We start from the raw sequence: 26084 nt of genomic DNA, 5'->3' as shown, positions 1-26084 counted from the left end.
GCTGTCTCTGCACCTTTTCTTTAGCGAGCTTCTTCATTTAGCGAACAGAGGAAAAAGCACCCACTGACTTCCTGAACTACAATTTTAAATGAATTGTAGTTCAGCATAGGTATGAGAATGATAAAGAAACTGTTGCTGTTATTAGCCTTTGTTGGTGTCGCCACCTATCTTATCGTGGGTGTGCAAACTGAAACTTCAAATGAGGCATTTACAGCCCCGATTAAGATAGCTATGTCCACTACGCCATTAAGTTCACCGTTAATTATTGCTCAAGAGTTATCACTGTTTGATAAGCATAAGGTTCATGTAGAGCTATTGCCTGTACGAGGTGGTCATCGTAGTTTCACCATGATGAGCAATGGCGAGGTAGATCTGGCGACCAGCTCCGAATCTGTGGTGATGTTTAATAGTTTCTTGCGTCAAGATTTCACCGTGCTGGCTAGTTTTGTCGAGTCGGATAACGATCTCAAACTCATCACGTTAAAAAGCGCCTCCATAACAGAAGCTAAACTATTGGAGGGGAAAAATGTAGGTATGGTTGAGTCCAGTGCCAGTGAGTTTTTCATCTATGCGTACATGATCTTGACCGGCAATAAACAGGTCAAATTTAATCGTGTATTTATGGATGCATCAGAGTTGGGGCCTGCGCTACTGTCGGGCAGAGTCGATGCCATCTCAATTTGGGAGCCCTTGGGTTATCAGCTTAATAAGGAGTATGGTGATCAAATCAGCCAATTCCAGACAAGGGGAATATACAACCTCTCATTTAACCTGGTAGCCCAAAAAGCCTCATTAGAGAATAGCATGGAGTCCTATGTGAGAGTTTTGGCTGCCATCGATGAAGCGCAAAGTTACATTGCCGATAACCCGAAGAGAGCTAAGAGTATCGTGAGTGATTTTCTTCATATTCCGGTGACAGAGCTTGAGTGGGGTTGGAGCGATTATCTATTTAGGCTCTCATTGAGCAATGTGCTGCTGTCCAACCTACAGACGCAGGCAAGGTGGGCGATAGCAACAGGCTCAGTTGTCGATACGAAAGGGATGCCCGACTTCAGGTTGTTGATCGATGGCAGGGCGTTGGAGCAGGCTGGAGGTCTAGTGACAGACCTATAACAGCGCACCTTTGATTACCCTAGCTGAATAGATTAATGAGCCGAGGGCGACAAGATAATTAAATAAATTGAGAGGAAGATGAAAGTAACTTTACGTCTTAAGATATTACTGATAGTGAGTCTAATGCTGACAAGTATCATCTTGCTCTCTTTTGTCACGCTTAAAGAGATACAGATGCAGACCAACTCGGAGTTGCATCAGGTCAGTGACATCGAACATAAAATTGATCTGATGAGCAGTGAGCTTTGGCTATTGCAGCAATATCATGATGAGGATGCACTGACTCAAACCCGTGTCGCTCATGAAGAGCTTAAAGCTTTATTAGATGAGGAGCTATTCAGTCAAAACAGTAAAAATACCATAGTCGCAAATTTAGTCAGAATGAACGCTAATATTGGTGCTCTGCTCGATCTGTCTCAAAAAGATCTCGACTCTAATTTTCGCCATGGGATCACCTCACCTGCTGGTATGCTTTCCGCGCGGTATAACATGACCATTCAATCGATGAATGAGGATCTGGGGAAATTAGAAAGGCTGGCAATAAAGGATTCTGAGCTATCACAACGAAAAATATTATATGCGGTAGTCATACTGCTTATTGTAGGTTCGGCGGTCGTTCTTATACTCACACTGCTTACACTTAAATCATTCAGTACTAACCTCAATGCATTAACTCTCGGGATAAAAGATCTGACCAAGGGTAACCTCAATAGCCGTATCGAGGTCAAGGATACCGACGAACTTTCGGTTCTTGCCCAGCAATTTAACTTAATGAAACGCTCTCTGGAGGAGACGACGGTTAAGAAAGAGCTGCTACAACTAGAGGTCGAACGTCAAACGAAAGAGCTGCAGCAACAGCGTGAAGAGTTTCAGCACCAGGCCAATCATGACAGTCTGACCAAGTTATATAGCCGAGGTGCATTTGAGGAGCAGATGCAAACGGCAATTGCTCGCTGCGGTCGTACTAATCAGAGCGCGGCACTGCTTTTCATCGACCTGGACCGATTTAAAGTCATCAATGATTGTCATGGTCATGCTGCGGGTGATGCGGTCTTAATTCAGATCGCTCAAAAGCTGTTAAAGACGGTGCGTTCATCAGATATTATTGCCAGAATTGGGGGAGATGAATTTGTTATCTGGTTAGAGCCCATCGAAAATGCCACACAGGTGATAACCGTGATCCACAAGCTGACCGAAGAGCTAGCCATACCCATTCAATATCAGGATCTTAACCTTGTGATCGATGCTAGTATCGGTGTGAGCTTCTTCCCTATAGACGCCATAGAGCTGAGTAGCTTATTAAAAGTTGCCGATGACAATATGTATAAAGCGAAAGAGATTGAAGGAACCACTTTTCAGCTGACCAGCAAGGTAACGGTGGGCCTCTCCGATGCCAAGATGGCTTAAGAAATAGGTTCTAGAACCTAGCATCTAGAATCTAGGAACTAGGAACTAGGAACTAGGAACTAGCCCCTGATCCTGTCTCGTTTTAGTAGCCTCTGCAATTTTTCCCCGAATTGATATAGCGCCAAACCAGTGATAACGGAGCTTGGACGCCGATGAACATAGGAACTAGCCCCTGATCCTGTCTCGTTTTAGTAGCCTCTGCAATTTTTCCCCGAATTGATATAGCGCCAAACCAGTGATAACGAACAGGGCACCGATGATTAATGTGTCGGTGATCATTTCGCCATTCAATGTGGCGCCTAATGTCATGGCAAAAACCGGTGTGATCAAGGTCACCAGGGCCACGGTGCTGGCTTTGAGGTTCTGCAGTACATAGAAATAAGCGATGAAGCCAATCAGAGAACCGAATACGCCCAGGTAGATAATGGCCCAGATAGATTTTAGCTGCCAGGTATCGACTGGTAGAGTTCCATCAAATAGTAACCAGGCCAAAGTGAACAGGGGGGTTGAGAACAGCAGTGCGCCGACTGTACTTGCTATGGGGTGGATGTTAATTTTCACCGTTTTTATCAAGACACCACTCAGGCTGAAGAGGGAAACGGCGGTCAATACCAATAGCAGGCCAATCCAGCTATCAGGGCTCAGTGAGAGTTTAGAGGAGCAGACGATACCCAGTCCAATAAATGCCATGGCCAGCGCAAGCAATTTCATCGGGCCAAACTTAGGCTCATCGAGGAGTTTCTGAGCTAATATTCCCGAAATTAACGGTGACAGTCCGAAGATGAGTGACATGGTACCCGATGCTAAATATCGTGCGGCAAAATAGCTCAGTAACATGCCGCCAACGATACCGATCGAAGAGAAACCATACAGCTTGAATGCGGTTTTCGTCCAGGGAAAGCGGATCTGAAAGATGACCAGAAGCAGGCTGCCTAATACCAAGGCTAGCACCATACGCAATAACACGGCCATGGTCGGGTGAACCGAGGCACTGCTCCATACGATGCCAAGGGGCGTCGTTGACCAGATGAGCACGACCGATAAAAAAGCGAATGGCACCATCTTAGGGAGTGGAACTGGGCTCTGCATTGCTGTTAACTCCTAATTTACTTGCCTGAATCGGAGGGCAAGCCGGAAATGGTTTTAGGTTTTTAAAAGAGGGCATTGAGCCATGTTGAGGGAACTCTCGACCGTGGTGTTAACGCTACTCTAAGTGGCTTAGTTTTTCACTTTTTAGCTTTGCTAACTTTTAACTCATAGCGAGCCGAGTCATAGTGATGTTCGAGGCGATAACTGTCAACCTTTTCGCTATTTGGGGAGTCGGATTAAGGCTAAAGGAGAACGGGAGTATCTGGGACGGTTAAGAAGACAGAGCTAATAGGCCTGAGCCGAAAAATCAAAAGGGGCAAAGCCCTTCAGCTTATGCCCCTTTTGTTGTTTGCGGTTATATGAACCTTTGCCTTTCTTCGGTCTTTCGGTTCGCATCTTAAACAGTTCACTGGTGACTAATGCTTTCAATGCGTTGTCTTTAATTGTGCCTCGCTTGCTATCGTGTTCGATATGCGATGAGGACTTTCGATGTTTTGCCATCGTCTGCTCCTGCTATTTTCTCATATGAGTCTCGTATGAGTCCCGTATTACTCTCTTATTGCTCTCATGCTATTCACTGTAAGAATGCCCGATAGCCTCCTGACATAGGAGACTGTCGGGCGCTACTATAGAACAGATTTGTCTGTTTAGTAAACAATTTTGTGCCGTCGGTGATCAGGTTTTTGCCATCAATTATCCGGGAGTTAAGTACTATAGCTCGTTTTTCCTCTCATTCCTGCTCTCAATTAACGGGTAACCCAGCTCCCGCCAAAGGTTTAAGCCATGATCCAGCGCTACGGCGCGCAAGAAGCCCATCTCTCTCAGGGTCGAGGTGGCTAAGACCGAGATCATGCCGTACTCACAATAGACGGCGATGCGCCGGGTTGGATCGGGAAGTAGTTCGTTAACCCGTAACTCCAGCTGTCCTCTGGGGATATGTATTGCGCCGGATATATGACCCTTGTCGAAGGCCTCTCGTTCGCGAACATCGAGTAACAGAAATTTAGGCGCTATCGATTGGCTATAACGCAGCACCTGCTCCAGTGAGACAAATGAGATCTTATTTGAGGCATCACTGATAAATTGTGCGATGGTTTTCCCGCCGCTTAAATTCGTGCGTAACGACTCGGTCAGCTGGCTCGGCATCTTAAGATCTAATGCCCGCATCTGGGTTACGAACTCATCTCTGTCTTTTTTTTGCAGCCTGGGATTATTGGAACGCTCCTCTCCGATAGTGCTATGGGTCCGCTCCGAATAGGCATGGGCCGGATAGACTTTTAGATCGGCAGAGAGCTTGAGCAAACCATTAAAGAGGCTATCGTAAAGTTGCTCGGGATCGCCGGTGGGGAGATCGGTTCGTCCTGTTCCCCCCAAGAGCAGAGTGTCTCCGGTAAATACCCTATCTTTCACAACTATAGATATGGAGTCTGCGGTATGGCCGGGAGTGTGCATCACAGTAAATCTGAGTTTACCGACTATGATGATCTCACCGTCATCGACGTACATATCGACGAAGGGGGCCGGGCTGTTGCAATGCATAATGACCGGGACGTTCAACTGATTTGCAAGCAATTTACTCGCCGAGAAATGGTCTGCATGGGTGTGAGTGTCGAGCAGATAATGGATCGCCAGTCCATCATGGCTGGCCAACCCCAGATAGTGCTCCATCTGAGTTATCTCAGGATCTATGATGATTGCCGAGTTAGTTTCACTACAGCCGATTAAGTAAGACTGACAGCCACGTTCTGTGCGGATCCGGTGAAATATCATCGACATCTTCTTGTCTCCTATGGATATTTGTCGACCTAAGTTGAGTTTCAAACAAGTTGAGTTTAAATATAGTCGATGGTTTAGCATTGATGAGGGTAAATATTGCTGAAAGTCAGTTCCTTGAATATAAGGGGGCGAGGTAAGAGGTAGGAGCGGCTTTAGCCGCGAAGCTTTTGGAGGTTCGAGCTACGAGGTTCAAGGTTCCCCATGTAGGAGCGGCTTTAGCCGCGAATGTTTCAACCAATCGATAGCCATAAGCTGTAAATGAGGTGATCTTGATCACTGTTTTGGTCTCCTTCTGTTGTCGATTAGGTTAAAGTAGGGGAATGAGTATCAAAGAGTCATTATCTCGACCACACGGACATAACGATGAGCAGCATGGAAATAGACCTGGGTTTAACATTCGACAACAGTTACGCGGAAGAGCTGGAAGGTTTTTATGTTGCTTGCCAGGGGGACAGGGCGCCGAGCCCCGAATTAGTGAAATTAAATGCGCCCCTGGCAGAGAATATTGGCCTGACCAATACCGACTCCGGGGAGTTAGCGACAGTGTTTTCGGGGAGTGATGCACCTATTGGCGCATCATCATTGGCACAAGTCTATGCCGGACACCAGTTTGGCGGCTTTACTCCTCAATTGGGTGATGGCCGTGCGCTCTTGCTCGGAGAGGTACTGGATAAACAGGGCAACCGACTGGATCTGCAGCTTAAAGGTTCGGGCCCGACAACGTTCTCACGCCGTGGTGACGGCAAGGCGGTACTCGGCGCAGTATTGCGTGAGTATATAATGAGTGAGGCCATGCACGCCCTTAATATTCCCACCACCAGAGCATTAGCCGTCGTCACTACCGGCGAGTCTATTATGCGAAGCCAGTTTCTACCCGGCGCGGTGCTTACCCGCATCGCATCGAGTCACCTGCGTGTCGGTACATTTCAATTTTTTTCCGCCCGTGGTGAGCAAGACAAGGTTAAGCAGCTCGCCGATTACGCCATAGCCCGTCACTATCCTGAGCTAAAAGAGAGTCAGCAGCCTTATCTGGATTTTATCTGTGCGGTTCGGGACAAACAAGCCGAGTTAGTGGCCAAGTGGTTACTCGTCGGCTTCGTCCATGGCGTGATGAATACCGACAATATGACCATCAGCGGTGAAACCATTGATTATGGCCCCTGTGCCTTCGTGGATAACTATGACACTAATGCCGTATTTAGCTCCATCGATGAACAGGGTCGCTACTCCTATAACAATCAACCCGTTATAGCGCAGTGGAACCTGGCGAGGTTAGCGGAAACCTTATTGCCATTGATAAATGACGATAGAGACGAGGCGATAACTCAGGCTACCGAAGCGGTCACCGGCTTCTGGGACAAGTTCCATCATTTCTGGTTGACCGGCATGCGCGCTAAGCTAGGATTATCGACTGCAATGGAGACCGATTTGGCACTGTGCGAGCAGTTACTCGAGACCATGTCGGGACAGGAGGTGGACTTTACCCAACTGTTTCGTCAACTTGCCAGTGACTTAGCAAGTGGCAATAGTGAAAGCCAAACCCTATTCAAAGATGCCGAGAAATTTAATCTGTGGCGAGACTCCTGGTTAGCGCGCCTAGCCCAAGAGAGCCTGTCGACGCCCGATCGCGTAGAGATGATGAATGGGGTTAATCCGCTCTATATTCCCAGAAATCATCTGGTTGAGCATGCCATCGATGCTGCCGAGCAAGAAGGAGATCTCCAGCCATTTGAGAAACTTATCGCCGTGCTCGCTACCCCTTACACTCCACAGGTCGACGCCGACGATTACGCCAAGCCTGCGCCCGAGAGTTTTGGTCGTTACACGACTTATTGCGGTACTTAGGTTATGATGCACAAGAGGCTGGCGCCTCTTGTGTCTAATGAAGGGTTAGACCGGGATCTCGCCGAAACGGCCCTCCTGGTAGTCTTTGATAGCCTGCTCTATCTCGGCCTGAGTGTTCATCACAAAGGGCCCCATATGGACAATCTTCTCCCTGATAGGTTGTCCGGCAAACAGCAAAAGCCCTGCGCCATCGGCGCCTGCCTGAAGCTTGAGTATCTCCTGACTATCCAGGATCAAATATTGACCCGCAGCATAATTGTTAAGGGGGTGCTTATGGGAGCCCTGGGCATCATTGTTGCCGATAAGCGTTCCCTCGTAGAGATAGAGGCCGACAAACTCATGCCTGTCCAGCTGCAGTTCGGCCATTGCTTCGGGGCTTAACATCAGATCCGCAATCGCGGCTTTACCTGCCAGATCCTGTATCGGCGCGCTGATGCTGCTTTGCCCTGTAAAGGCCCAGTTACCGGCCAGCGCCCGCAGAACAGCGCCTTTATCGTTAGTTGACTCTGGGTTCGCGGTTTCACTGCTATCCTCATACCTTGCCGGACGCATCTTCTGATTTGCGGGCATATTCACCCAGATCTGAAACCCGTGCAGCCCCTCATCGGCATCGGCTAAAGGCATTTCAGAATGGATAACCCCGCTTCCGGTGCTCATCCATTGCACATCTTTAGCCCGAATCGCTTTTACATTACCCAGCTGATCTCTGTGCTCGAAGCCCCCCTTACGTATATAGGTAAAAGTTTCTATGCCGCGGTGTGGGTGGGGCGGAAAGCCACCGATAAAATCTTGCTTATCGTCGGACTTTATCTCATCCAGCATCAGGAAAGGATCGAACCTTAGATTGTTAAAATCCGCCACCCGGCGAATATTCACCCCATCACCATCCATCGCGGGTCTGGCGGAAAATTGATTGATGACTCTCATTAAATACCCCTCAATGTGGCCCGAACCTCACTGTTAAAAAGGCTAATGGGCGAACTAATGAGTCACAGGGTAACAATTAAAGTATCGAACAAATATCGCTAAAAAGTGCGAGAATTATTCGATAAAATAGAAGTAAGTTTGGTGACTTCGTTTGAACTCTTAACTTTAGACCTTCAGCGTCAGCACTCCGCTTGCTATAGAAAAGTCACTGCAGTAAGTCATAGCAATGTTATCCGATGAAACCAAATGTGAACTGGCTTACTGACGACTCAAATTATCTTAATTACCCTTCGCTGATAAACAAAAAGACAATTTCGACTCGGTATCAGGCCTGAAGGTTGCGGGTACACAGGAGTGATTAAAATTATGCAACGAAGACGCCCCCCTCAACAACAAAGTACCCCCGAAGAGTTGGCCAGCCAACTCAGATTAGATGAGATCAAGTTGTTTAACCTGGTAGCCAAACTGGGCAGCTTCAGTGCCGCCGCCAAGCAATTAGGCATCAGCCAGCCTACCGCCAGTCGCCGCGTTCGTCGTCTCGAGGAGAGCCTGAGTCTGCGGCTGTTCGAGCGTACGACCCACACAGTGACTCTGACTGAACTTGGGACGCAGTTTTTGCAGCACAGTCTGCAACTGATGGCCAATTTCGACAGTACCTTGAGTTTCGTGCAGCAGACCAGAGAGGAGCCGGCGGGCCTATTAACCGTGGGACTTCCACTCTGGCTACTACAAACTATCGACAGCCGTTTTTTTGCGGACTTTTTGCAAAAATACCCGAAAATCAGACTCAACTTTTATAATGTTTCCCCGGTGCGACTGCAGGCCGAGAGCTTTGAGTGCGATGAAATGGATCTGATGCTGCATTTCTTTCTTCCCGCCGATCGCAAGATGACAGCCCGGCCGCTGCAAGTGTACAAGTTTGATTTTTTTGCCAATCCCAATTATCTGGCAAGGGCCCCGACACTGGAACATCCTCGTCAATTCAGCCAGCACGACTGCCTGTATGTTCGAAATCCATTTCTACAGGACAAGGGCTGGCTCTGGACCGAAAACGGCCAGTCCAACTCGGTCATCATCAATGCGCTGACTACATTTGAGACATTCACTCCGGCGTTAGACTGGGCTTTACAGGGGATTGGGGTGATCTGGTGCCCCACCCCTCTCATCGATAAAGCCGATCCGGCGCGGCAGATGATAAAGCTGTTTGACGGTGCCTATGCGACAAGCTTAATCCTTAACGCCATCTACCCGTCCCGGCGACTCTTGTCCCCCAAAGTAAAAGTATTTATGGAGGAGCTGACCCGCTTCCTGCGCAACGGTCATGCAGCAAGCGCATAAACGGTTTCGGCTGACGCTACTAAAACCACACAAATAGCAAGGGTATACTCCGGCGGCATAAACATGTTGTTAATTAAGGTAACCCTATGACTACAGAGAAGGATAACAATTCCACTGATGCGCCAGCGGATCCATCCCGGCGTAAGATGTTCAGACTCAGTGCGGTGGCGGCCGGTATCGCGGCAGTGGGCGGTGCAGGCTCTTTCATCAGCCATCGCGTTGAGGGCGTTCCCTTTGAGGGCGGCTTCCCTATGCCAATTGATGACAAGGTGCTCAAGCCATTTAATCAGCGTAACTGGATCTTTTCTCAAGGCGGCTCCGAGAAGAACCGGGCCGAATTTCCTAACAGGGATAAGGCATTTTCTGAGCTGATTGGCGAAGAGGGCTGGTCCTTCCAGGATGGCATGTTTGCCGCGTCAGATTATACCCGCAGCCCGGAGCAGTGGGACAATGCTCGTCCCGGTTACCAGCAGATCGACTGGGCACTCTTCTGTGCGGCCTCTCACCCGTTAGAATACCTGGGCAAGATGGCAAAATTTGGCATGCCGAACGCTCCGGGGATCTGTGGTTGGCCCCAGAAGAACCTTGCGCCGGTGAAGTGGCAGTTTACCTCCCAAAAAGAGGCGGCCACCAAAATCAAACGCGCCGCTAAGCTGTTCGGCGCGACCCGGGTGGGGATCACTTATAACGATCCACGCTGGAACTACGAACCCATGTACAACATCTTCGAGTCTAAGGAGGTCTCCTGGGACGAGTACCCCTTCAAGCCCAAGACAGTCATCGTCATGCTGCACGAGATGGATTATGAAGCGATTAGAACCTCCCCGTCTCCCGCCTCTGTGGGAGCCGTCAATAAGGGGTACACCGACATGGCGGTGGCGGCGGGATCACTGGCCGACTTTATTCGGCGTCTGGGGTATAAGGCGGTAGCTTCGCACAATGATTCTATCAACAAGGTGGCCTACGGTATCATGGCCGGGCTTGGCGAAGGCGCTCGAAATGGCGCTCTGGTGGCCCCGGGATTAGGTCCGCGAGTTCGTATCTCGGCGGTGATCACCGATTTTGATTTTGTCGAATATGACAAGCCACGCAACTTCGGCATCATGGAGTTCTGCGAACATTGTAAATTGTGTGCCGACCGTTGTCCCTCGAAAGCCATCACATTCGATGACAAGCCTGGCTTCAGGCCCACCTACGAGGGGGCCGACAACCCGGATCTGGCTTGGGCCGGGCAAGTCGGGGTCAAGAAGTTCTACAATGATGCAAAGAAGTGTTTCAAGTTCTGGGCCGATAATACCGTCGCCTGCACCAATTGCATCAAGTCATGTCCGTGGAACAAGCCGGATTTCTGGCACCACCGCCTGATCGATGCCTCCAACACCTTCACCAAAGGTCCGGTCCACACCTTTATGAAGGATATGGACACCCTGTTCGGTTACGGCGATATGGATGTGGCTAAGGCTACCAAACTGTTTTGGAATAAGGAGGATTAGTTATGATGGGATTGCAATGGTATCTGATGGGAGTACTGACTATTTTTGCCTGGAACGGTTACTTATGGCTAGGGCGTCACTATCGACTCGACTGGAAGGCAAGCCTTGGTCTGCTCATCTCAGCCTGCACTTTATTAGTGTGCTTCGGTTGGTCATGGGCCTCATTCGCCGAAGGCGAGGCCAGATCCGGTGCCATGGGGCTGCTGCTATTCGGACTCGGTGGTCTGATGATATTCAGTGGCACCTGGCGCGCATTTATTAGGCCGAAGAAGCACTCGCTAAACTAGCAGGCAATGTCGGAGGCGTGTGTATTCGATGACATCACACCTCCTGACCCAGCCGACCGCTACTTTCAGATGACTTAAGTTAACTGACAATAACGGGCTAAAAAAAGAAAAAATCACTGCAGGAAGTCATAGCAATGCAGTCCGATAAAATGCAAATGTGAACTAGCTTACAGACGATTAAGGCTATCTTAATTACCCTTCACTGATGAACAAACAACCAGCAACTTTCATGAAAAAAAACTTAGGCCCCCATCTCGAGAAACTGTGGCTCTTGTTTGCATGGAGCACATTGATCTTAGCCTTCATCATAGGGCATATCGCGGCGAAGCCCGACTACCTGACGATGGCTAAGAGCCATTTCTCAAACTTTAACCTGGTTCCTTCCAAAGACTATACCAGCCTGCCCGTGGTCTTTGTGCCCTCAGAGGATAGCCAAAGCAACCAAAGTAACGCCTCGGGTGGCGAGCCGGGCGAGGCCGTGGTCATCGCCGCCGGCACCGGTTATGGCGGGCCATTTGTGCTGGGGGTGAGAGCCCTGAAAGGTGAGAACTCCGCCCGCATTAAAGAGGTGGTGGTCTTGTCGCACAAAGAGACCCCCGCTTACCTGCAAAAACTGATTAATAACAACTTTTTCCGGCAGTTTATCAATAAATCTGTCACCGATAATTTCCTGTTAGAGGAAGATGTCGACGGTATTTCCGGCGCGACGGTGTCCTCTAAGGGCTTTACCAAGGCGATATCAGAGGCCCTGCACAAAGGGGCTCAAAGCCATCTGGGATACGAGAAGACTTGGCATGAAGTCGAGTGGTCGCCGGGGCTGAATGAAGCCCTGATGGTGGCTCTGTTCCTGATGGTGCTGGTGGTCGTCTACGCGCCGAGAAACATAGCCAAGCCGTTTAAGTTGATCTTACCTTTTGCCAGCCTGGCCTTCGTTGGGTTTTATGTGAATGCCTCGATTAGTCTGGGTACTCTGGCTGGTATCGCCATGGGCTATGTTCCCGAATTCAGGCAATATCCCATCTGGTGGATCATTGTCGGTGGTGTGCTGGGCGGTATCCTCCTCTTGGGGCGCAACCTCTATTGTGGTTACCTCTGTCCTTTCAGCGTGATCCAGGATCTACTGCAAAAAGTAAGCGGTATCAAGCTGGCTCTGCGACCGGGCATGGCCAGAAACGCCAGACGCGTCATCTATGGCCTGAGCTGGTTGGCGCTTATCTTGATCTTCCTGTCACGCCACCCGGCCTTAGGTTCCTACGAACCCTTCGGCATGATGTTTTCACTTCAGGGGATGGGCATTCAATGGTACATCTTACCCTTTAGTCTGCTGGGTTCCTTCTTTGTGCCTCAGTTCTGGTGCCGCCTGTTCTGCCCGGTGGGTCTGTATCTATCCGAGGCGGTGCGTCTGCAGCATGCCACGGTTCGCACCGTAGGCAATATCTTAGTGAAAAATGTCACCGGACGGCCGAGTGATTCGAAAATTATTGCCGATAGTTACTCCAAGGCGACCGACACGCTTACCATCTTGTTTGCATCTCAAACCGGTAACTCGAAGCATCTGGCTTATCAGTTAAAAGCGAGTTGCGATGCCAATAGCTTGCCGGTGCGCATCGCGTCCATGGCCGACTACGATACCGATAACCTGCAGCGCGAAAGTCACCTGATTATCGTGACCAGTACCTATGGTGAGGGTGAGCCACCCGAGAGTGCCGAGGGTTTCTATCACACCCTCTTTGCGGACAATGCCCCACAGTTACCCGATCTCTCCTATTCGATACTGGCTCTGGGTGACACCAGTTATCGCTTCTTCTGTAAGACAGGCATAGACTTCGATGAGCGTCTTAGCGAGCTTGGAGCACAGCGCCTCCATGAGCGGGCTGAGTGTGATGTCGACTATGATGCCATGGCGGACACATGGATAACTTCTGTCATTAAGGTGCTGCAAAATCGACTGGAAGCCAGCTGTGCCAATGCCGTTATGCCCATCGAATCGACGGGAGCGGAGCAGGCTTACTACAACAAGGCGCGTCCATTTTCGGCCCGTCTGTTATGCAATGACAGACTCGCACCCGATGCCTGTGAAAAAGATTTTCGTCATATCGCGCTGTCACTGGAGGGCTCGGGGATCCAATATCAGCCAGGCGATCTGCTGAGCGTCTGGTTTAAAAACGACGAGACAGAGGTCGCAACGCTGCTGGCCAACTTGTCTATCCCGGCCGACGTCGAGGTTGAAGTTGATGGCAACATCAGAACAATTTCACAGGCCTTGATTGAAAATTATGAGCTGACCCAGTGTCACCCTGCCTTTATCGAAAAGTATGCGACGCTGAGTCAACAAGCCGAGCTACTTGGTTTAGTGGCTGACTTCGATGGGGTGCGTGACTATGCACGTCGCCATCAGATCTTCGAGTTGGTACGTCTCTATCCGGCCCGGCTTACGGCGGAGCAGTTGCTGTCATCTCTGCGCAGATTGACGCCGAGAAAATACTCTATCTCCTCCAGTCAGTCGGACGTTGGTGAAGAGGTTCACTTAACGATAGCCGTGGTCGAGTATATGTCGGGTCAAGGTGTCGAAAGTCATCGATATGTGGGCGGAGCCAGCGGCTACCTGTGTCAGCGACTGGCACTGAATGCCGAGGTGAATATCTTCGTCGAGGAGAATGAACACTTCCGTCAGCCAGAACACGGCGATGCGTCCATGATCATGATTGGTCCCGGCACCGGCGTTGCGCCGTTCAGGGCATTCATGCAGCAGCGCGCCGCGCAAAAGCATACAGGTAAGAGCTGGTTATTCTTCGGTAACCGTAATGAAGAGCTCGATTACCTCTACCGGGATGAGTGGCAACAACATCTGGACTCAGGCGTGTTGACCCGTATGGATCTTGCCTTCTCACGGGATCAGCAACAGAAAATCTATGTTCAGCATCGTATCGAACAGCAGGGCGCGGAGTTTTATGGCTGGCTCGAGCAGGGCGCGTATATCTATATCTGTGGCGATGTCTCACACATGGCTGTCGATGTAGAGAAGGCAATTTTGCAGGTCATCGAACTCCATGGGGAGATGTCCTGTGATGAGGCATTGAAATACTATGAACGCCTGAAACATGAAAAACGCCTGTTGAAAGACGTCTACTAACAGACGTCTACTAACAGACGTCTACTAACAGACGTCTCTCAACCGACGCCCCTATGGGCGCACAGGCACTGCAATTACAGATAACATATGAGGCACCGATTTTGAGTCAATCAAACAATACGGGTCATGAACAGAGTGGGAATAAGAGCAGCACATTCGAAACTAAAATGAGTTTTGGTTTGGGGATGATCACCCTACTGCTCATCTTTGGTTATTTCTATGAATCGTTTCAGGAAATTCAACGTCAGGAGATCATCGTTATCGCCATCGACAGAATAGAAGCCGCTTCAGACGCGAAAAAAGACTGAGGCTAATCGTTAACAGTCATCACCCCGACATCGACCCATAAGGATATGGGCTCGATGTCACTCCTGCTTCCGGTGATGGTTTCCGGCGACAGTTTGTAGCGATAGTATCTAACGCGCTTTCATATCGAACGCACTCTTCAGATTATTGGCAAACTCGATAAATTTCTCTTTGATGGTGCGCTTAATTGAAACATTGAGTGAACCCAAAACAACCTTGCCTTCGATAGTGATGACAGGTGCCTGGCGGTTAGCCAGCGACGGGGCTCGGTTCTCTATACTGCTCACTATCCCGTAGGTCTTGCAAACCACGTTGATCCCCTCCGGAACATAGATAATGGCGCCGCCCAGAACACAATTTAATTTAATGGTGACATGCTGGTGCTGAAAAATGGCGTCGCTAAAGTCCAGCGTCGACTCACCTAAGATGTTGCGTACATTAATCACCTTAGGCACCTGCCACTGGCCGCTGCGTTCATTATTACCGAGAATACAATTTAAACTGAGCTGGTCATCCTCGGTTTTATTTGAATAGCTTGGCGTAAATTGATGCTCTTTCTTATTGCTATAGTCGGTATCAGCCTTTAAGGAGAGATCGGCAACCAGATCGAGTATCTCTCGATGGGAGGAGGAGTTCATCGCATCATCGAGTCGGCGCTCGAAGGCCTCTGCCGAGATAACGCCATGGCTGTAGTTGACGATCAACTGATCGATCACCTCTTCACGTATTTGTTCAATGGGACGATCTTCAAGGATCACATCCATGCTGTCACTCCTCTGACTTAAATTATATTCGCTTGTATATGTTTGATCTAAATGAACTCGAATGAAAAATAAGCAATTTCCGAGCCAGTAAATTTAGCTTTTAAAAACAAAAGATTAAACTTTTACGTTTTTTGCAGGTCGTAGGAGTAACCGATAATTAGTGAAAATCATCATATAGCGTCGCCTAAATCAGATTAAGTCAGCTTAGATACAAGTTAGATAAGTAAGCTGTATTAGTTTGCCATGAATGGCATCAATTTCGATGAGTTTGAGTTCTTTCGACTCCGATAGTTCGGTCTCGATTAGCAGGTATCTTTTATCCTGAATTTGGATACAATGTAAGCAACAGTGATAGTTTGGAGTGGGCGAAATGGACAAAAGTAAAATCCTGATAATTGATGATGATCCTGTGTGTACCGGGGTCTTACTCGCTATCTTAGGCGACGATTATGATGTAACGACCGCCAACTCCGGCAGTGGCGGCATCGATATATTAAGTTCACAGACGCCCGATCTTATCCTGCTCGATATCACCATGCCGGAAGTGAATGGTTATCAAGTCCTTAAGTTCCTCCAGGAGGACCCGTCACGCATCGATATCCCTGTGGTGGTGATCAGCACCTTGGTCGAGAGCTCAGATCAGGAGTTCGCTATCAAACTCGGCGCCGACGATTACGTCAACAAACCTATCATGCCAAATGTGATACAGGAGAAACTCGAAAAGTATCTCCGATAACCCTCAGCTTTGTTTTTGTCGAACGACAAAGTTTGAAAACGTTCTACTCGTTAGCCTTGGCTGGGGTTATTCTTGGCTAGGGTTAACCTTTGACAGTTTATTGTTAAGTTAACCCTAGGTTGAGTTTAGTCTGTACCTCTGTCACTCCTCTCTCTTTTGCTTCCTGCTTACTCGATCTTTCTTATTTGTGGACTCATTAGCCCGATAAATTATGAGTCACAGGATTGCTTTGAATGTAACATACTCCTAACATGTGCTTGTAGCCTACTCTCTATAGGTGAGTGCCATAAAGAACCGTTTTTAATATCGTTAGTTGATGGCGCTAGCGAAAACGATAGCGCAGTTTAAAAGGAGTTTCCCTATGAAAGCCGTTGAGCTTGCAAAAGCAATACTTGTATCGACCTCATTGATGATGATTGCCCCGGCCACAATGGCCGAGCCGCCTACTAATACTGAGAAGAAGGCTGAAAATAAGGCTGAAAAAAAGGCGATGAAGGAGCAGAAAAAGAGTGAGAAAGAGGCTCGCAAGGCTGCGGAAAAACGTGAGCGTGAAGCGAGAAAGGATGCCAAAGAATATGACCGTGAAGCGCGCAAAGACGCAGAAGAGCGTCAGCGTGAAGCGAGAAAGTATGACAAGGAGTATGATCGCGAGGCGCGCAAAGATGTAGAAGAGCGTCAGCGTGAAGCGAGAAAGGATGCCAAAGAATATGACCGTGAAGCGCGCAAAGACGCAGAAGAGCGTCAGCGTGAAGCGAGAAAGTATGACAAGGAGTATGATCGCGAGGCGCGCAAAGATGTAGAAGAGCGTCAGCGTGAAGCGAGAAAGGATGCCAAGGAATATGACCGTGAGGCGCGCAAAGACGCTGAGGAGCGCGAGCTTGAAGTAAGAAAGGACGCCAAAGAGCGCCAGCGTGAAGCTCGCTTAGAGGCTGAGGAGCGTCAGCGTGAAGCTAAGGAAAAGGCTAAAGAGCGCGAAAGCAGGGACTGTAAGAAAAACGAAGAGTGTGAAGAATACCTCTGATATTCTTGCCCCGGCAGTAAGGCTTAACAGCGTTACTGCCATCGAGCCAGCCTTGTAACTGTAGCAACATGGATGGAGAACAGCAGCTAACTTAGTGGGGGGACTTTAGTAACCCTACTTATTCCTCATATTTAAATACTCTCGTTAACTGCTTTAGTTAGCCCTTTTAGTGAGTAAACTTTATCGTTTTTTCCAAATTGCCTAACAGTAAGTTTTCTGCCTTTTTTAAGGTCTTCTGTTACTCTGCTATCGTATGTAAATCGGTAAGAGCTATTTTGTGAATATCCGATCTCTTCGTCATCAACATAAAATGTCGGATTATCTAATCTACTTTCAAACCCAAAAGTTACTTTTCCATATACCCAGTGTTTTGTTCGTTCAAAGGTGAGTGTTATATCGCTACTTCGAATCATCCCTGGACCGACCACAGCCCATTTTGAACTGTTAGTTCTTAAGCTATCTTCCATACAAGGTATAATTTTTTCAATATTTTCTGAAAACTCTCTTAAACAAGCCACAAGCAAGGGGTCATATTTAGGGATAAGTTTCTTATCTAAAAACTCAACGATTTCTACGGCTTCTTCACTGGTCTTAACCGCTCTAGCTCTGGCGGTAGCGGTAGCAATTTTTGTTAACTCTGAGGATAACCAAGTATTTCTAATTTCGTCTTTTCTAATGTTGCTAGCTTGAACTGTGCTAGCTAAAAGTAAAGCCGCCAGTAAGGTTAACATTTTCATAAGTGGTTCTTATTAGATTAATTTGCTTTTACATTCAACCAGATCTTTTAAAAATACTGATCGATTTTGAGGGGCTCGAAGAATATAGCTAGGATGGAATGTTGGAAGAATATTTCCAAACCACCGACCTCTTAGCTTATTTATTCCTTGCATTTTTAATAGTGATTGGCAGGCTGTATTTCCACAAGCCATTATCACAGTAGGCTTTAGTTTTAAAATTATGTCATTAACAAAAGGTGCATAATGTTCAATCTCTATAGTTGTCGGAGCTCTAAACTTTCCATCAATACCTATTGGCATTCTGAAAACTGAATTTAAAAAGGCCACATGCGAGCTGTCGATGCTTATCTCATCGAGCGATTTATGTAATTCAATGCCAGCAGGCCCTACAAAAGGTTCACCGGCAATGTTCTCCTGAGGACCAGGAGCTTCACCAACAATCAATAATTTAGGAGCTATGCTTCCTTTGAAAAAAGCTAGCTGGTTGCCTTGGAAACTTAGTAAGTCATTATCTATTTGTGAATAAGAATCTATCAAGTTAGTTATATGCCTATCGTGTCTCATAAAAATATGTGCCTATTTAAAGGGAATTCAGTAATCACTGATGACAGCATGTATTAAATCTTATTTCTATACACCACTAGAGTGCTTAGTAAAGACGAGGCCGGTCGCAGTACTAGCCGAGATCATATAAAGGAGTGATTAAACTTGTCTGTTGCTTCGTTCTAGCCACTATATTCATGGCGTTGTTGGTAACTAGGATGGGGATAGTTGCTTGATGTTAGCTTATGGTGGGGGGGAGCTGGCGGAGGTTAACAATGCCCCACTTATTATCTTATGAGACCGCCCCTATCTATTATGGCTCGATAGAAGGGGAGGTCATCTTGGTACTTTACCTAAGCACTCTTACCTAGGAACTCTTACCTAGGAACTCAACACCTTACCTCAACACTTTACTCAAAAAGGCCTGAGTTCTTGCCTCTTTCGGTGCGCTGAACAGGGCTTCCGGCTCGCTGTTTTCTACGATAACGCCGCCATCCATGAAGATGACTCTGTCTGACACATCTCGTGCAAAGCCCATTTCGTGGGTGACGATCACCATGGTCATCCCCTTGTGAGCCAGAGATTTCATCACATCGAGTACATCACCCACCATCTCAGGATCCAGCGCCGAGGTGGGCTCATCGAACAGCATCAGCTCAGGTTTCATTGCCAAGGCACGAGCGATGGCGACCCGTTGTTTCTGGCCACCCGACAGGCTGGACGGGTAGGCATCGGCTTTATCCTGCAATCCTACCTGCTCGAGTAACGCTTCGGCTTCGCCGTCGGCCTCTTTCGCAGTCATCACCCCAAGCTTTACCGGGGCGAGAGTGATGTTTTGTTTAACCGTTTTATGGGGAAATAGGTTAAAGTTTTGAAACACCATGCCCACTTTCTGCCTTAGCTTATCGATGCAGGCACCAGGCTCTGTGATAGATTGACCATCGATAAGAACATCCCCCTGAGTCGGTTGCTCAAGCAAGTTGATGCAACGCAAGAAAGTACTCTTGCCACTGCCCGATGGGCCTATAACACTGACCACCTCTCCATGGTTAATCTGCTCATCGATCCCTTTCAGCACTTGGTTATCGCCAAAGCTCTTATGTAAATTATTAATCTTAATCACTTTGCTTTAACCTCGTTTCAAATTTAGACAGCAGTAGGGTGAAGCTATATGTCAGCAGCAGATAGATCAGCGCACAGGTAAATAGCGGCACACTGTCTTCGAAGGTACGGCTACGAATTATCTCACCGGCGCGCATCAGATCGACGCCACCGATAAAGCCTATTACCGCCGTCTCCTTCAGTAACACGATAAATTCGTTACCCAGAGAGGGGAGAATGTTCTTAATCGCCTGAGGCAGTATCACCTCTTTCATGGTTGCCCCATGGGACAGCCCCAAGGATCGTGCGGCCTCCATCTGGCCCTTATCGACCGCCTGGATCCCGGCACGAATGATCTCTGAAATATAGGCACCGCTATTGAGGCCGAAGGCGATAATGGCGGCGGTGATCTTGTCTACATCGAATGCGGCCAGCACAATAAAGTAAAGGATCACTAATTGTACAACTACCGGCGTACCACGAATAACGCTGACATAGAGGTTAGCCGGCCAACGCAGGTACCAATTGGGTGACATCTTCATCAGGGTGGTCGTCACCCCTAATATTGATCCCATTATCATGGCAAAAAAGGTCACAATCAGGGTGACTTTAAGGCCATTTAAGATGAGGTAGATACCGATTAAGCCATCTTCGCCGATGGGGGTAAACAGTGAAGCGTTAATTGCATCAATCATTATCGGCTCACTTCATATGCTTGGCGACAAGGGCTTCATACTCGCCGTTGTGCTTCATGGTCGTCAGAGTGTTGTTGATGCTGTGCAGCAATTCAACTTTCTCCTTGGCGACCGCAAATCCATAAAACTCGGGTTCGAAATCCAGCTCAACCATTTTAAGTCCGGGATTCTTATCCAGAAAGCTGGCCGCTGGTTCGCTGTCAAACAGCACCAGATCGACCTTAGCGTTTTTAAGCTCCATAACGGCCTCAAAACCTGTGTTGAAAGCGGTGACCTGCTGGCTGTAACTCTTGGCCATGATATCGCCGGTAGACCCCAACTGCACCGCGATATGTTTCCCCTTTAGGTCATCGACGCTCTTTATGCTGGTGTTATCTCTGTTGACCAGCACCACCTGCGTCGCTTCATAGTAGGGATCGGAAAAGTTAACGCTCGCCTGACGCTCAGAAGTAATGGTCATGCCGGAGGCGATCAGGTCGACCTTGCCCGAATTGAGCGCCACGATGAGTGAGTCAAACTTCATGTTTTCAACTTTTAATGTCTTACCCGCATCCTTGGCAATCTGACGAGCTAAATCGATATCGAAGCCTTTGATCTCATCGCCGCTCACCCCTCCGACATATTCAAAAGGAGGAAACGCCGCGTTAGTGCCCACAACAAGCACGTCATCACTCTTACCGCATCCGGTTAACATCAACACGCCTGCTAAACCTAAGCTCCCCACAAACAACATCGACTTCTTCATCTTCAACTCTCTTCACCAAAATACTCAACTGGCAATGACTATAAGCCGATATAAAACGAAGTCAATAATTATGCGTTAAAAATGATTATAAATTCAGTTAGTATAGGTTTGAATGCTCACTTACTAATCGGTTTGCCGTGTTTGTAACTCACTATTAACAGGTTTTGTGCTTGTTATGCTGTCGATGTTGAGCTAGAGCTACAGTTGCGAAAGGTGAATAAATAGTTAGAAGCTGTGGGTAGTAAGATGTAAGCAAGTGATAGTCGCAAATTAAGAGGCGGTACGTTTAGATTAGAAGAGGTATGTCCTCTCTTTTGGAAGCACTTTGCTATTGGTTGGTGTTGGTTCAACGAATAAATTGATGAAATTTTATTGGTAAAGCCGAGGTTTTACTCGGCTTCGTTTACTTATCTACATCTATTTTTTGACAGGACTTAGTCCTTTCTCTCTTGACTCAATAGCCGTCTTTAGATCAAAGCCACCTGCTTGCCAGTTACTGGCTTCTTCAGTATTAAATGACTGATTTTTCCATTCCATGGCGCTATCGAGCTTGAAGCCTGCTTTTGACCATTCGCTAGATTGTTCTGGTGTAAAGCCTGCACCATGCCAGGCTTGAGCTAGCTCAGCATTAAATCCGATATCTTTCCATGCGCTGATGTCTCGCTCTGACATTCCCTTCCATGTAGCTGGTGCTGATGCGCAAGCTGATAATATAAGTATTACCATTGCTGTACTGAGCTTTTTCATATTTTTATCCTTACAAGTAAATACTAACTAAAATTGTTATCTGTTATTTAGCAAAACTCAATTTTTAATCGAGATGTTCGGGAGCCTATCAAGGTGGTTAAACTTCACTTCTTTAGTATTGTAGATAGTCGTTAGAATTCAAGATGGAACCGTAATTATCTTTGGTAGTGAATGTATGGAATTAATTAACGGTGCCACCCTGTGCGCCGAGATAAAAAGGTAGAAGATTGGAAGTCAGATAGTCACATAGTAGTGAAGAGATAAGCGAACAAAATGGGCTAGCGCCCATGGCGGAGCATGTGGTGCGAAAAATACTGACACAGAGGAAATCACTTAAGCAGGAGTATGCCATTTCATTTCTGTGACAATCTAGAACTTATCGATTGGACTGACAGAGCGATTAGAAACAACATGGCTGTGCACTCTATCTTGATACCTCCCTCGCACACTTTTCACTATAGTTCTAGTTCAACTCTGCTTCTTCGAAAAAATAAAAATTCTCAATAATTTCATGATCAAACTGGCGACTCGGGCATGGCTAACTATACTTCTCTCGATAATAACCATAGAAAAAGGATGGACATGATGAGGGGATTGTTAGTTTCACTGATGTTACTACTGTGCACGTCGGTTTATGCAGCCGATAAATGCGTGTCATGCCACAAGGAGGTTACGCCCAACGCGGTTAAGGACTGGCAACTTAGCCGCCATAGCGAGAATGATGTGAGCTGTGATACCTGTCATGAGGGCGACCATTCATCGGCTAAGGATGTAGACAAGCTGGTCACCATTACTGCCGAAACCTGTGGCGGCTGCCATGGCGATCGCCTGGATCAATTCTCTAAGGGTAAACATGCCCTGGCATGGGCTGCGGTCAACGCCATGCCCACCACACATGCACAACCTATGGCACTGAATCAGGGGATGAAGGGCTGTACCGGCTGTCATAAGTTGGGTATAAAAACCGATGCCGAGATCGCCAAACTCAAGGAGCAGGGCAGCAAGTTCGGCCATGCCTCCTGTGATGCCTGCCATACCCGCCACACCTTCTCGGTAAAAGAGGCGCAACAACCCCAGGCCTGTCAGACCTGTCATATGGGCTTCGATCATCCGCAATGGGAGATGTGGTCATCGTCCAAGCATGGTGTTCGCTATCTGTTGAAGCAAAATGGCGTACTGCCCGAAGGCACACCAGCGCCAACCTGTCAGACATGTCATATGGTCGATGGTGACCATGAAGTGCGAACTGCCTGGGGCTTCCTGGCGGTGAGATTGCCACTGCCTGAAGATGATGAACAGTGGAAAGCCGATCAAGTCACTATCTTGCAGGCATTGGGTGTGCTCGATCCTAAGGGACAGCCCACCGGACGACTCGACGTTATCAAGGCGGCCGATGTTGCCCGTCTGGACAAGGCATCGTTTGATAAGGAGCGCAATAAGATGCTGGCCGTCTGCGGTGATTGTCACTCAGCGAACTTTGCCCGCAACCAGCTCGATAATGCCGATAAGCTGATCCGCGACCTCGACCATCTGCTGGCACAAGCTATTCGTATCATCACGGGACTATATCAGGACGGCATCATCGCTAAGCCTGAGAGCTACGCTTATGCCTTCCCGGATCTGCTAACTTTCCAGGATGCGCCGACCACTATCGAGCAAACCCTGTTTGAAATGCACCTCAAGCACCGCATGCGCGGCTTCCAGGGCGCATTCCACGCCAACCCCGACTATGCGCTTTGGTATGGTTGGAGTGAGATGGTGAGAGATCTGCAGGAGATAAAAGAGAAAGCGGCAGAGATGCGTGCGGCTCACGGCAAGTCGGCCTCAGCTCACTGATCACAAAGTAAAGGCTAACAAAGCCTGAGGCAGGGATATCGATTACCCGATACTCCCTGACCTCAGCTTTGGCGGAACTCTCATCAGCAAGATGGCTAAGGTTAAGATATCCACTCTCTTATGAAGAGTGAGTGACACTCTTATTCTTATAAAGCGTCAGTTCATCCGCAACGTATTCTCCTATCTTTATTCACGACTATTAGCGTATGTTGGTGGTCTCTGTTTATTAAAGTGACATAACTAATGTTAATTTTATCTTCTAAGACAGGACGTAATTGATTTCACATCGAACCTCTCAAACAGATGATAACCCATCTCTTTTTGAATCTATCGCCAATGATATCGCCACTAAAGGCTTTAGTATTAACCCTGCGGCACTTCCTCTGGATTTAACTCATTTATTAGCGCAACACATCACCACCATGCCCGACACTCACTTTAAACGTGCAGGCATTGGCCGAACGACTGAGCATAGGGTGAATGACTTTGTGCGTACCGATGCGATCTGTTGGATTAATGGTGACAGCGATGCGGAGATTGGGTGGCTTAACTGGGCCCGGTCGTTACAAGCATTCTTGAATAGAAGGCTATTATTAGGGTTATTTTCGTTTGAAAGTCACTTTGCTCACTATGCAAAAGGCGACTTTTATAAGAAACACAAAGATGCATTTACAGGTGAAGGCAATCGAGTGCTGACTGTGATTGTTTACCTTAATGAGCATTGGTCTACAGAAGATGGTGGCGAGCTGGTGATTTATCAAAATCAACAATCGACCTCAGCTGTAATTGATGATAACACTGCTAGCGTGACACTAGGCTTTGGTACGCTAGTGGTATTTTTAAGTGAAGGGTTTCCTCACGAAGTACTGGCTGCACAGCGAGACCGTTATTCCATTGCTGGCTGGTTTCGACTCAATTGCAGTATCGACAATAATATTGATCCGCCGCGATAACCTATATCGCAGCAGGGCAATAGCAAACCAGCTTATACCAATACGTTTTTAAGCACGCGTTGCCAGTTACCACCCAGGATGCGGTCTCTGTCGGTGGATTTGTAGCGCGCTTTGGCTAGTGCATCGTCGATGCGGCTCATACGGTCGATATCGTTGAGCTCGGGGATCACGACATGTGTGGGTTCGTGTTCAAATCCCAGCACATTTTTAGCGGCTAAGCTGTGCCACCAAGGTAAGTATTCTTTGATGCCTTCGGCATTATTATTGCCCAGTGCCAGTAAGTTTTCCTGGCCACGAAGTGGGAAGTCGTTGGCGATGGCGACACAATCTATGCCGCCGATACGGACGACGCGATCGAGTTGTTTTACATAATCTTTAATGGTCGGTAGGGGTTTATTGGTCAACCAAAAACTCATCATAAACACCCCGAATACGCCGCCGCTGTCACCGATAGCACGGATGACCTCATCGGGTGAGCAACGGGCATTGTTGACGATAGAGCGAACGGCGCCGTGGCTTTGTACAATCGGACTGTTACTGGCTTTTACGGTATCCAGCGCCGTCTGGGGGCTCGAATGGCTGACATCGATGAGCATGTTGCGCTGGTTAAGTGCGGCGATCAATTGGCGGCCATCGGCAGTTAACGGCTTATTTAACCCTTGATGACCGTCATTATCTAATGCGCCACCGGCAAAGCGATTGCCGTAGTGGTGCGTCAGTTGTAATACCCGTAACCCTTGCTGGTGAAATTGATCTAGGTGTTGCCATGAGTTGGCATCGCTATCGGCTTCGACACAATCGGCGCCTTGGATCTGAAAATAGACCGCGGTGCGCGCTTGCTCCACGGCCAGCGCGATGTCCTGACCTGTCAGCCCCGGCATTAATATGTTGGGGTTGGCGCTAACGATTTGGTTCGCTTCTTTAATGCTTCTCATACAGGCGTCGAAGGTACGCTTGTAGTTAATGGTGCCGTCGGCTTGTTCGATGGTTTCAATGGCTGAAATGTCGCAAAGGTAGGCATCGAGTTTAGAGGCACGGATATCGGTTAGATTTTCAGGAAGAAAGGATAGGCCATCGATATAAAGGCGTTTTTTGGCAGCAGCAAATGCAGGCGAAATCCCCAGAGGGCTTAATAATGAGGCGGCCGCTAACCCTTTAAGTATTTTTCGGCGGGTTGGATTACAAGCATTGTTGGTCATGGTGTTTCCCTTAGTACTTGCAATCAATATTGAAACTTGATCAGCTATAGGCGTGATAAAAATCTTTATCATCAATAAGTTCATGGTACAGCCATGCCTGGCTTTCGCAACCTTTTACTTGGGTATTTGACGGGTTAAATGGCTCATCGATTGCAGGCAATCATTTACCCGCGAATATAGAGAATGAATCGAGTCATCCACGTTTTATGTCGCTGTATCGGCGTGGTTAAGCACGCCTGCCATTGCGCACTTCTATTTTGAATAAGGGGCTATTCACCCACTTTTCTTTTATG

Annotated in this window: 24 protein-coding genes; 12 read left to right on the top strand and 12 right to left on the bottom strand. The window is 48.0% G+C overall.

What is annotated here, in order from left to right:
* Positions 1 to 117 precede the first annotated feature (117 nt).
* Together EKG38_RS04960 and EKG38_RS04955 are read left to right on the top strand one after the other, a co-directional pair.
* Complete coding sequence (locus EKG38_RS04960) at positions 118 to 1113, top strand: ABC transporter substrate-binding protein (protein ID WP_126519136.1); 996 nt, start codon at positions 118 to 120, stop codon at positions 1111 to 1113.
* A 78-nt stretch (positions 1114 to 1191) separates the two neighbouring features.
* A complete protein-coding gene (locus tag EKG38_RS04955; protein WP_246033093.1) occupies positions 1192 to 2520 on the top strand; it encodes a diguanylate cyclase domain-containing protein in 1329 nt (442 codons plus the stop codon).
* Positions 2521 to 2685: 165 nt separating this feature from the next.
* Here EKG38_RS04955 and EKG38_RS04950 read toward each other — a convergent pair whose 3' ends face one another.
* The 3 genes from EKG38_RS04950 to EKG38_RS04940 form a co-directional block, all read right to left on the bottom strand.
* Positions 2686 to 3609, bottom strand: a complete 924-nt coding sequence (locus EKG38_RS04950) for a DMT family transporter (protein WP_126519134.1) — start codon at positions 3607 to 3609, stop codon at positions 2686 to 2688.
* Between the two features lie 285 nt (positions 3610 to 3894).
* The gene (locus tag EKG38_RS04945; protein ID WP_126519132.1) at positions 3895 to 4110 is read right to left on the bottom strand and encodes a ribosome alternative rescue factor ArfA; all 216 of its coding nucleotides are present in this window, start codon (positions 4108 to 4110) and stop codon (positions 3895 to 3897) included.
* A gap of 210 nt (positions 4111 to 4320) precedes the next feature.
* On the bottom strand, positions 4321 to 5385 hold the full coding sequence (locus EKG38_RS04940) for an MBL fold metallo-hydrolase (RefSeq protein WP_126519130.1): 1065 nt from the start codon (positions 5383 to 5385) through the stop codon (positions 4321 to 4323).
* A gap of 363 nt (positions 5386 to 5748) precedes the next feature.
* On the opposite strand from EKG38_RS04940, the gene EKG38_RS04935 reads away from it, so the two are divergent.
* A complete protein-coding gene (locus EKG38_RS04935; RefSeq protein ID WP_185826778.1) occupies positions 5749 to 7230 on the top strand; it encodes a protein adenylyltransferase SelO in 1482 nt (493 codons plus the stop codon).
* A 45-nt stretch (positions 7231 to 7275) separates the two neighbouring features.
* On the opposite strand, the gene EKG38_RS04930 is transcribed toward EKG38_RS04935, so the two are convergent.
* On the bottom strand, positions 7276 to 8157 hold the full coding sequence (locus tag EKG38_RS04930) for a pirin family protein (RefSeq protein WP_126519128.1): 882 nt from the start codon (positions 8155 to 8157) through the stop codon (positions 7276 to 7278).
* Between the two features lie 366 nt (positions 8158 to 8523).
* Between EKG38_RS04930 and EKG38_RS04925 the strand changes: the two genes are divergently transcribed.
* The 5 genes from EKG38_RS04925 to EKG38_RS04905 all read left to right on the top strand — a co-directional run bounded on the left by EKG38_RS04925 (position 8524) and on the right by EKG38_RS04905 (position 14716).
* A complete protein-coding gene (locus tag EKG38_RS04925) occupies positions 8524 to 9495 on the top strand; it encodes a LysR family transcriptional regulator (RefSeq protein ID WP_126519126.1) in 972 nt (323 codons plus the stop codon).
* 86 nt (positions 9496 to 9581) lie between these two features.
* Positions 9582 to 10988, top strand: coding sequence for a reductive dehalogenase (locus EKG38_RS04920; RefSeq protein ID WP_126519124.1), 1407 nt, complete (start codon positions 9582 to 9584; stop codon positions 10986 to 10988).
* A 2-nt stretch (positions 10989 to 10990) separates the two neighbouring features.
* The gene (locus tag EKG38_RS04915) at positions 10991 to 11275 is read left to right on the top strand and encodes a VcrB family reductive dehalogenase putative membrane anchor (RefSeq protein ID WP_012144102.1); all 285 of its coding nucleotides are present in this window, start codon (positions 10991 to 10993) and stop codon (positions 11273 to 11275) included.
* Positions 11276 to 11504: 229 nt separating this feature from the next.
* The gene (locus tag EKG38_RS04910) at positions 11505 to 14408 is read left to right on the top strand and encodes a flavodoxin domain-containing protein (RefSeq protein WP_185826777.1); all 2904 of its coding nucleotides are present in this window, start codon (positions 11505 to 11507) and stop codon (positions 14406 to 14408) included.
* Between the two features lie 101 nt (positions 14409 to 14509).
* Positions 14510 to 14716 (top strand): hypothetical protein, encoded by a 207-nt coding sequence (locus tag EKG38_RS04905; protein ID WP_126519120.1) that lies wholly within the window; start codon positions 14510 to 14512, stop codon positions 14714 to 14716.
* 108 nt (positions 14717 to 14824) lie between these two features.
* Here the strand turns inward: EKG38_RS04905 and EKG38_RS04900 are convergent, their stop codons facing one another.
* Positions 14825 to 15478: a LiaF domain-containing protein gene (locus EKG38_RS04900; RefSeq protein WP_012144099.1), complete on the bottom strand. Its 654-nt coding sequence runs from the start codon at positions 15476 to 15478 to the stop codon at positions 14825 to 14827.
* Between the two features lie 370 nt (positions 15479 to 15848).
* Here EKG38_RS04900 and EKG38_RS04895 point away from each other — a divergent pair, with 370 nt between their 5' ends.
* Both EKG38_RS04895 and EKG38_RS04890 read left to right on the top strand, forming a co-directional pair.
* Positions 15849 to 16214, top strand: a complete 366-nt coding sequence (locus tag EKG38_RS04895; RefSeq protein WP_012144098.1) for a response regulator — start codon at positions 15849 to 15851, stop codon at positions 16212 to 16214.
* A 361-nt stretch (positions 16215 to 16575) separates the two neighbouring features.
* Complete coding sequence (locus EKG38_RS04890; RefSeq protein ID WP_126519118.1) at positions 16576 to 17235, top strand: hypothetical protein; 660 nt, start codon at positions 16576 to 16578, stop codon at positions 17233 to 17235.
* Positions 17236 to 17366: 131 nt separating this feature from the next.
* Here EKG38_RS04890 and EKG38_RS04885 read toward each other — a convergent pair whose 3' ends face one another.
* From EKG38_RS04885 to EKG38_RS04860, 6 genes are all read right to left on the bottom strand, one after another.
* Positions 17367 to 17972 carry a hypothetical protein gene (locus EKG38_RS04885; RefSeq protein WP_126519116.1) on the bottom strand — a complete coding sequence of 202 codons (606 nt, stop codon included), beginning with the start codon at positions 17970 to 17972 and terminating at the stop codon, positions 17367 to 17369.
* 12 nt (positions 17973 to 17984) lie between these two features.
* Complete coding sequence (locus EKG38_RS04880) at positions 17985 to 18509, bottom strand: uracil-DNA glycosylase (protein WP_185826776.1); 525 nt, start codon at positions 18507 to 18509, stop codon at positions 17985 to 17987.
* 403 nt (positions 18510 to 18912) lie between these two features.
* Positions 18913 to 19638 carry an amino acid ABC transporter ATP-binding protein gene (locus EKG38_RS04875; RefSeq protein ID WP_126519112.1) on the bottom strand — a complete coding sequence of 242 codons (726 nt, stop codon included), beginning with the start codon at positions 19636 to 19638 and terminating at the stop codon, positions 18913 to 18915.
* Positions 19631 to 20311 (bottom strand): amino acid ABC transporter permease, encoded by a 681-nt coding sequence (locus EKG38_RS04870; protein WP_126519110.1) that lies wholly within the window; start codon positions 20309 to 20311, stop codon positions 19631 to 19633. The genes EKG38_RS04875 and EKG38_RS04870 overlap by 8 nt, the downstream gene beginning before the upstream one ends.
* A gap of 7 nt (positions 20312 to 20318) precedes the next feature.
* Positions 20319 to 21056 carry a basic amino acid ABC transporter substrate-binding protein gene (locus EKG38_RS04865; protein ID WP_126519108.1) on the bottom strand — a complete coding sequence of 246 codons (738 nt, stop codon included), beginning with the start codon at positions 21054 to 21056 and terminating at the stop codon, positions 20319 to 20321.
* Positions 21057 to 21473: 417 nt separating this feature from the next.
* Entirely contained in the window at positions 21474 to 21803 is a 330-nt protein-coding gene (locus EKG38_RS04860; protein WP_246033092.1) for a hypothetical protein, read from the bottom strand.
* 534 nt (positions 21804 to 22337) lie between these two features.
* Here EKG38_RS04860 and EKG38_RS04855 point away from each other — a divergent pair.
* Both EKG38_RS04855 and EKG38_RS04850 read left to right on the top strand, forming a co-directional pair.
* Positions 22338 to 23639, top strand: a complete 1302-nt coding sequence (locus EKG38_RS04855; RefSeq protein WP_246033091.1) for a multiheme c-type cytochrome — start codon at positions 22338 to 22340, stop codon at positions 23637 to 23639.
* A 275-nt stretch (positions 23640 to 23914) separates the two neighbouring features.
* On the top strand, positions 23915 to 24592 hold the full coding sequence (locus EKG38_RS04850) for a 2OG-Fe(II) oxygenase (protein ID WP_126519107.1): 678 nt from the start codon (positions 23915 to 23917) through the stop codon (positions 24590 to 24592).
* A 32-nt stretch (positions 24593 to 24624) separates the two neighbouring features.
* On the opposite strand, the gene EKG38_RS04845 is transcribed toward EKG38_RS04850, so the two are convergent.
* The gene (locus tag EKG38_RS04845; RefSeq protein WP_126519105.1) at positions 24625 to 25791 is read right to left on the bottom strand and encodes a membrane dipeptidase; all 1167 of its coding nucleotides are present in this window, start codon (positions 25789 to 25791) and stop codon (positions 24625 to 24627) included.
* Between the last annotated feature and the right edge of the window lie 293 nt (positions 25792 to 26084).

It is taken from the genome of Shewanella canadensis, from assembly GCF_003966225.1.
GTDB classification, from domain to species: Bacteria; Pseudomonadota; Gammaproteobacteria; order Enterobacterales; family Shewanellaceae; genus Shewanella; species Shewanella canadensis.
Note: the sequence above shows the minus strand (reverse complement) of the source record. Positions and strands in the feature narration are given on the sequence as shown.

Bases quoted from the DNA above. Each gene is read 5' to 3' on its own strand.
- EKG38_RS04960 (WP_126519136.1), top strand. From the start codon at position 118: ATGATAAAGAAACTGTTGCTGTTATTAGCCTTTGTTGGTGTCGCCACC.
- EKG38_RS04955 (WP_246033093.1), top strand. From the start codon at position 1,192: ATGAAAGTAACTTTACGTCTTAAGATATTACTGATAGTGAGTCTAATG.
- EKG38_RS04950 (WP_126519134.1), bottom strand. From the start codon at position 3,609: ATGCAGAGCCCAGTTCCACTCCCTAAGATGGTGCCATTCGCTTTTTTA.
- EKG38_RS04945 (WP_126519132.1), bottom strand. From the start codon at position 4,110: ATGGCAAAACATCGAAAGTCCTCATCGCATATCGAACACGATAGCAAG.
- EKG38_RS04940 (WP_126519130.1), bottom strand. From the start codon at position 5,385: ATGTCGATGATATTTCACCGGATCCGCACAGAACGTGGCTGTCAGTCT.
- EKG38_RS04935 (WP_185826778.1), top strand. From the start codon at position 5,749: ATGAGCAGCATGGAAATAGACCTGGGTTTAACATTCGACAACAGTTAC.
- EKG38_RS04930 (WP_126519128.1), bottom strand. From the start codon at position 8,157: ATGAGAGTCATCAATCAATTTTCCGCCAGACCCGCGATGGATGGTGAT.
- EKG38_RS04925 (WP_126519126.1), top strand. From the start codon at position 8,524: ATGCAACGAAGACGCCCCCCTCAACAACAAAGTACCCCCGAAGAGTTG.
- EKG38_RS04920 (WP_126519124.1), top strand. From the start codon at position 9,582: ATGACTACAGAGAAGGATAACAATTCCACTGATGCGCCAGCGGATCCA.
- EKG38_RS04915 (WP_012144102.1), top strand. From the start codon at position 10,991: ATGATGGGATTGCAATGGTATCTGATGGGAGTACTGACTATTTTTGCC.
- EKG38_RS04910 (WP_185826777.1), top strand. From the start codon at position 11,505: ATGAAAAAAAACTTAGGCCCCCATCTCGAGAAACTGTGGCTCTTGTTT.
- EKG38_RS04900 (WP_012144099.1), bottom strand. From the start codon at position 15,478: ATGGATGTGATCCTTGAAGATCGTCCCATTGAACAAATACGTGAAGAG.
- EKG38_RS04895 (WP_012144098.1), top strand. From the start codon at position 15,849: ATGGACAAAAGTAAAATCCTGATAATTGATGATGATCCTGTGTGTACC.
- EKG38_RS04890 (WP_126519118.1), top strand. From the start codon at position 16,576: ATGAAAGCCGTTGAGCTTGCAAAAGCAATACTTGTATCGACCTCATTG.
- EKG38_RS04885 (WP_126519116.1), bottom strand. From the start codon at position 17,972: ATGAAAATGTTAACCTTACTGGCGGCTTTACTTTTAGCTAGCACAGTT.
- EKG38_RS04870 (WP_126519110.1), bottom strand. From the start codon at position 20,311: ATGATTGATGCAATTAACGCTTCACTGTTTACCCCCATCGGCGAAGAT.
- EKG38_RS04865 (WP_126519108.1), bottom strand. From the start codon at position 21,056: ATGAAGAAGTCGATGTTGTTTGTGGGGAGCTTAGGTTTAGCAGGCGTG.
- EKG38_RS04860 (WP_246033092.1), bottom strand. From the start codon at position 21,803: ATGAAAAAGCTCAGTACAGCAATGGTAATACTTATATTATCAGCTTGC.
- EKG38_RS04855 (WP_246033091.1), top strand. From the start codon at position 22,338: ATGGCTAACTATACTTCTCTCGATAATAACCATAGAAAAAGGATGGAC.
- EKG38_RS04845 (WP_126519105.1), bottom strand. From the start codon at position 25,791: ATGACCAACAATGCTTGTAATCCAACCCGCCGAAAAATACTTAAAGGG.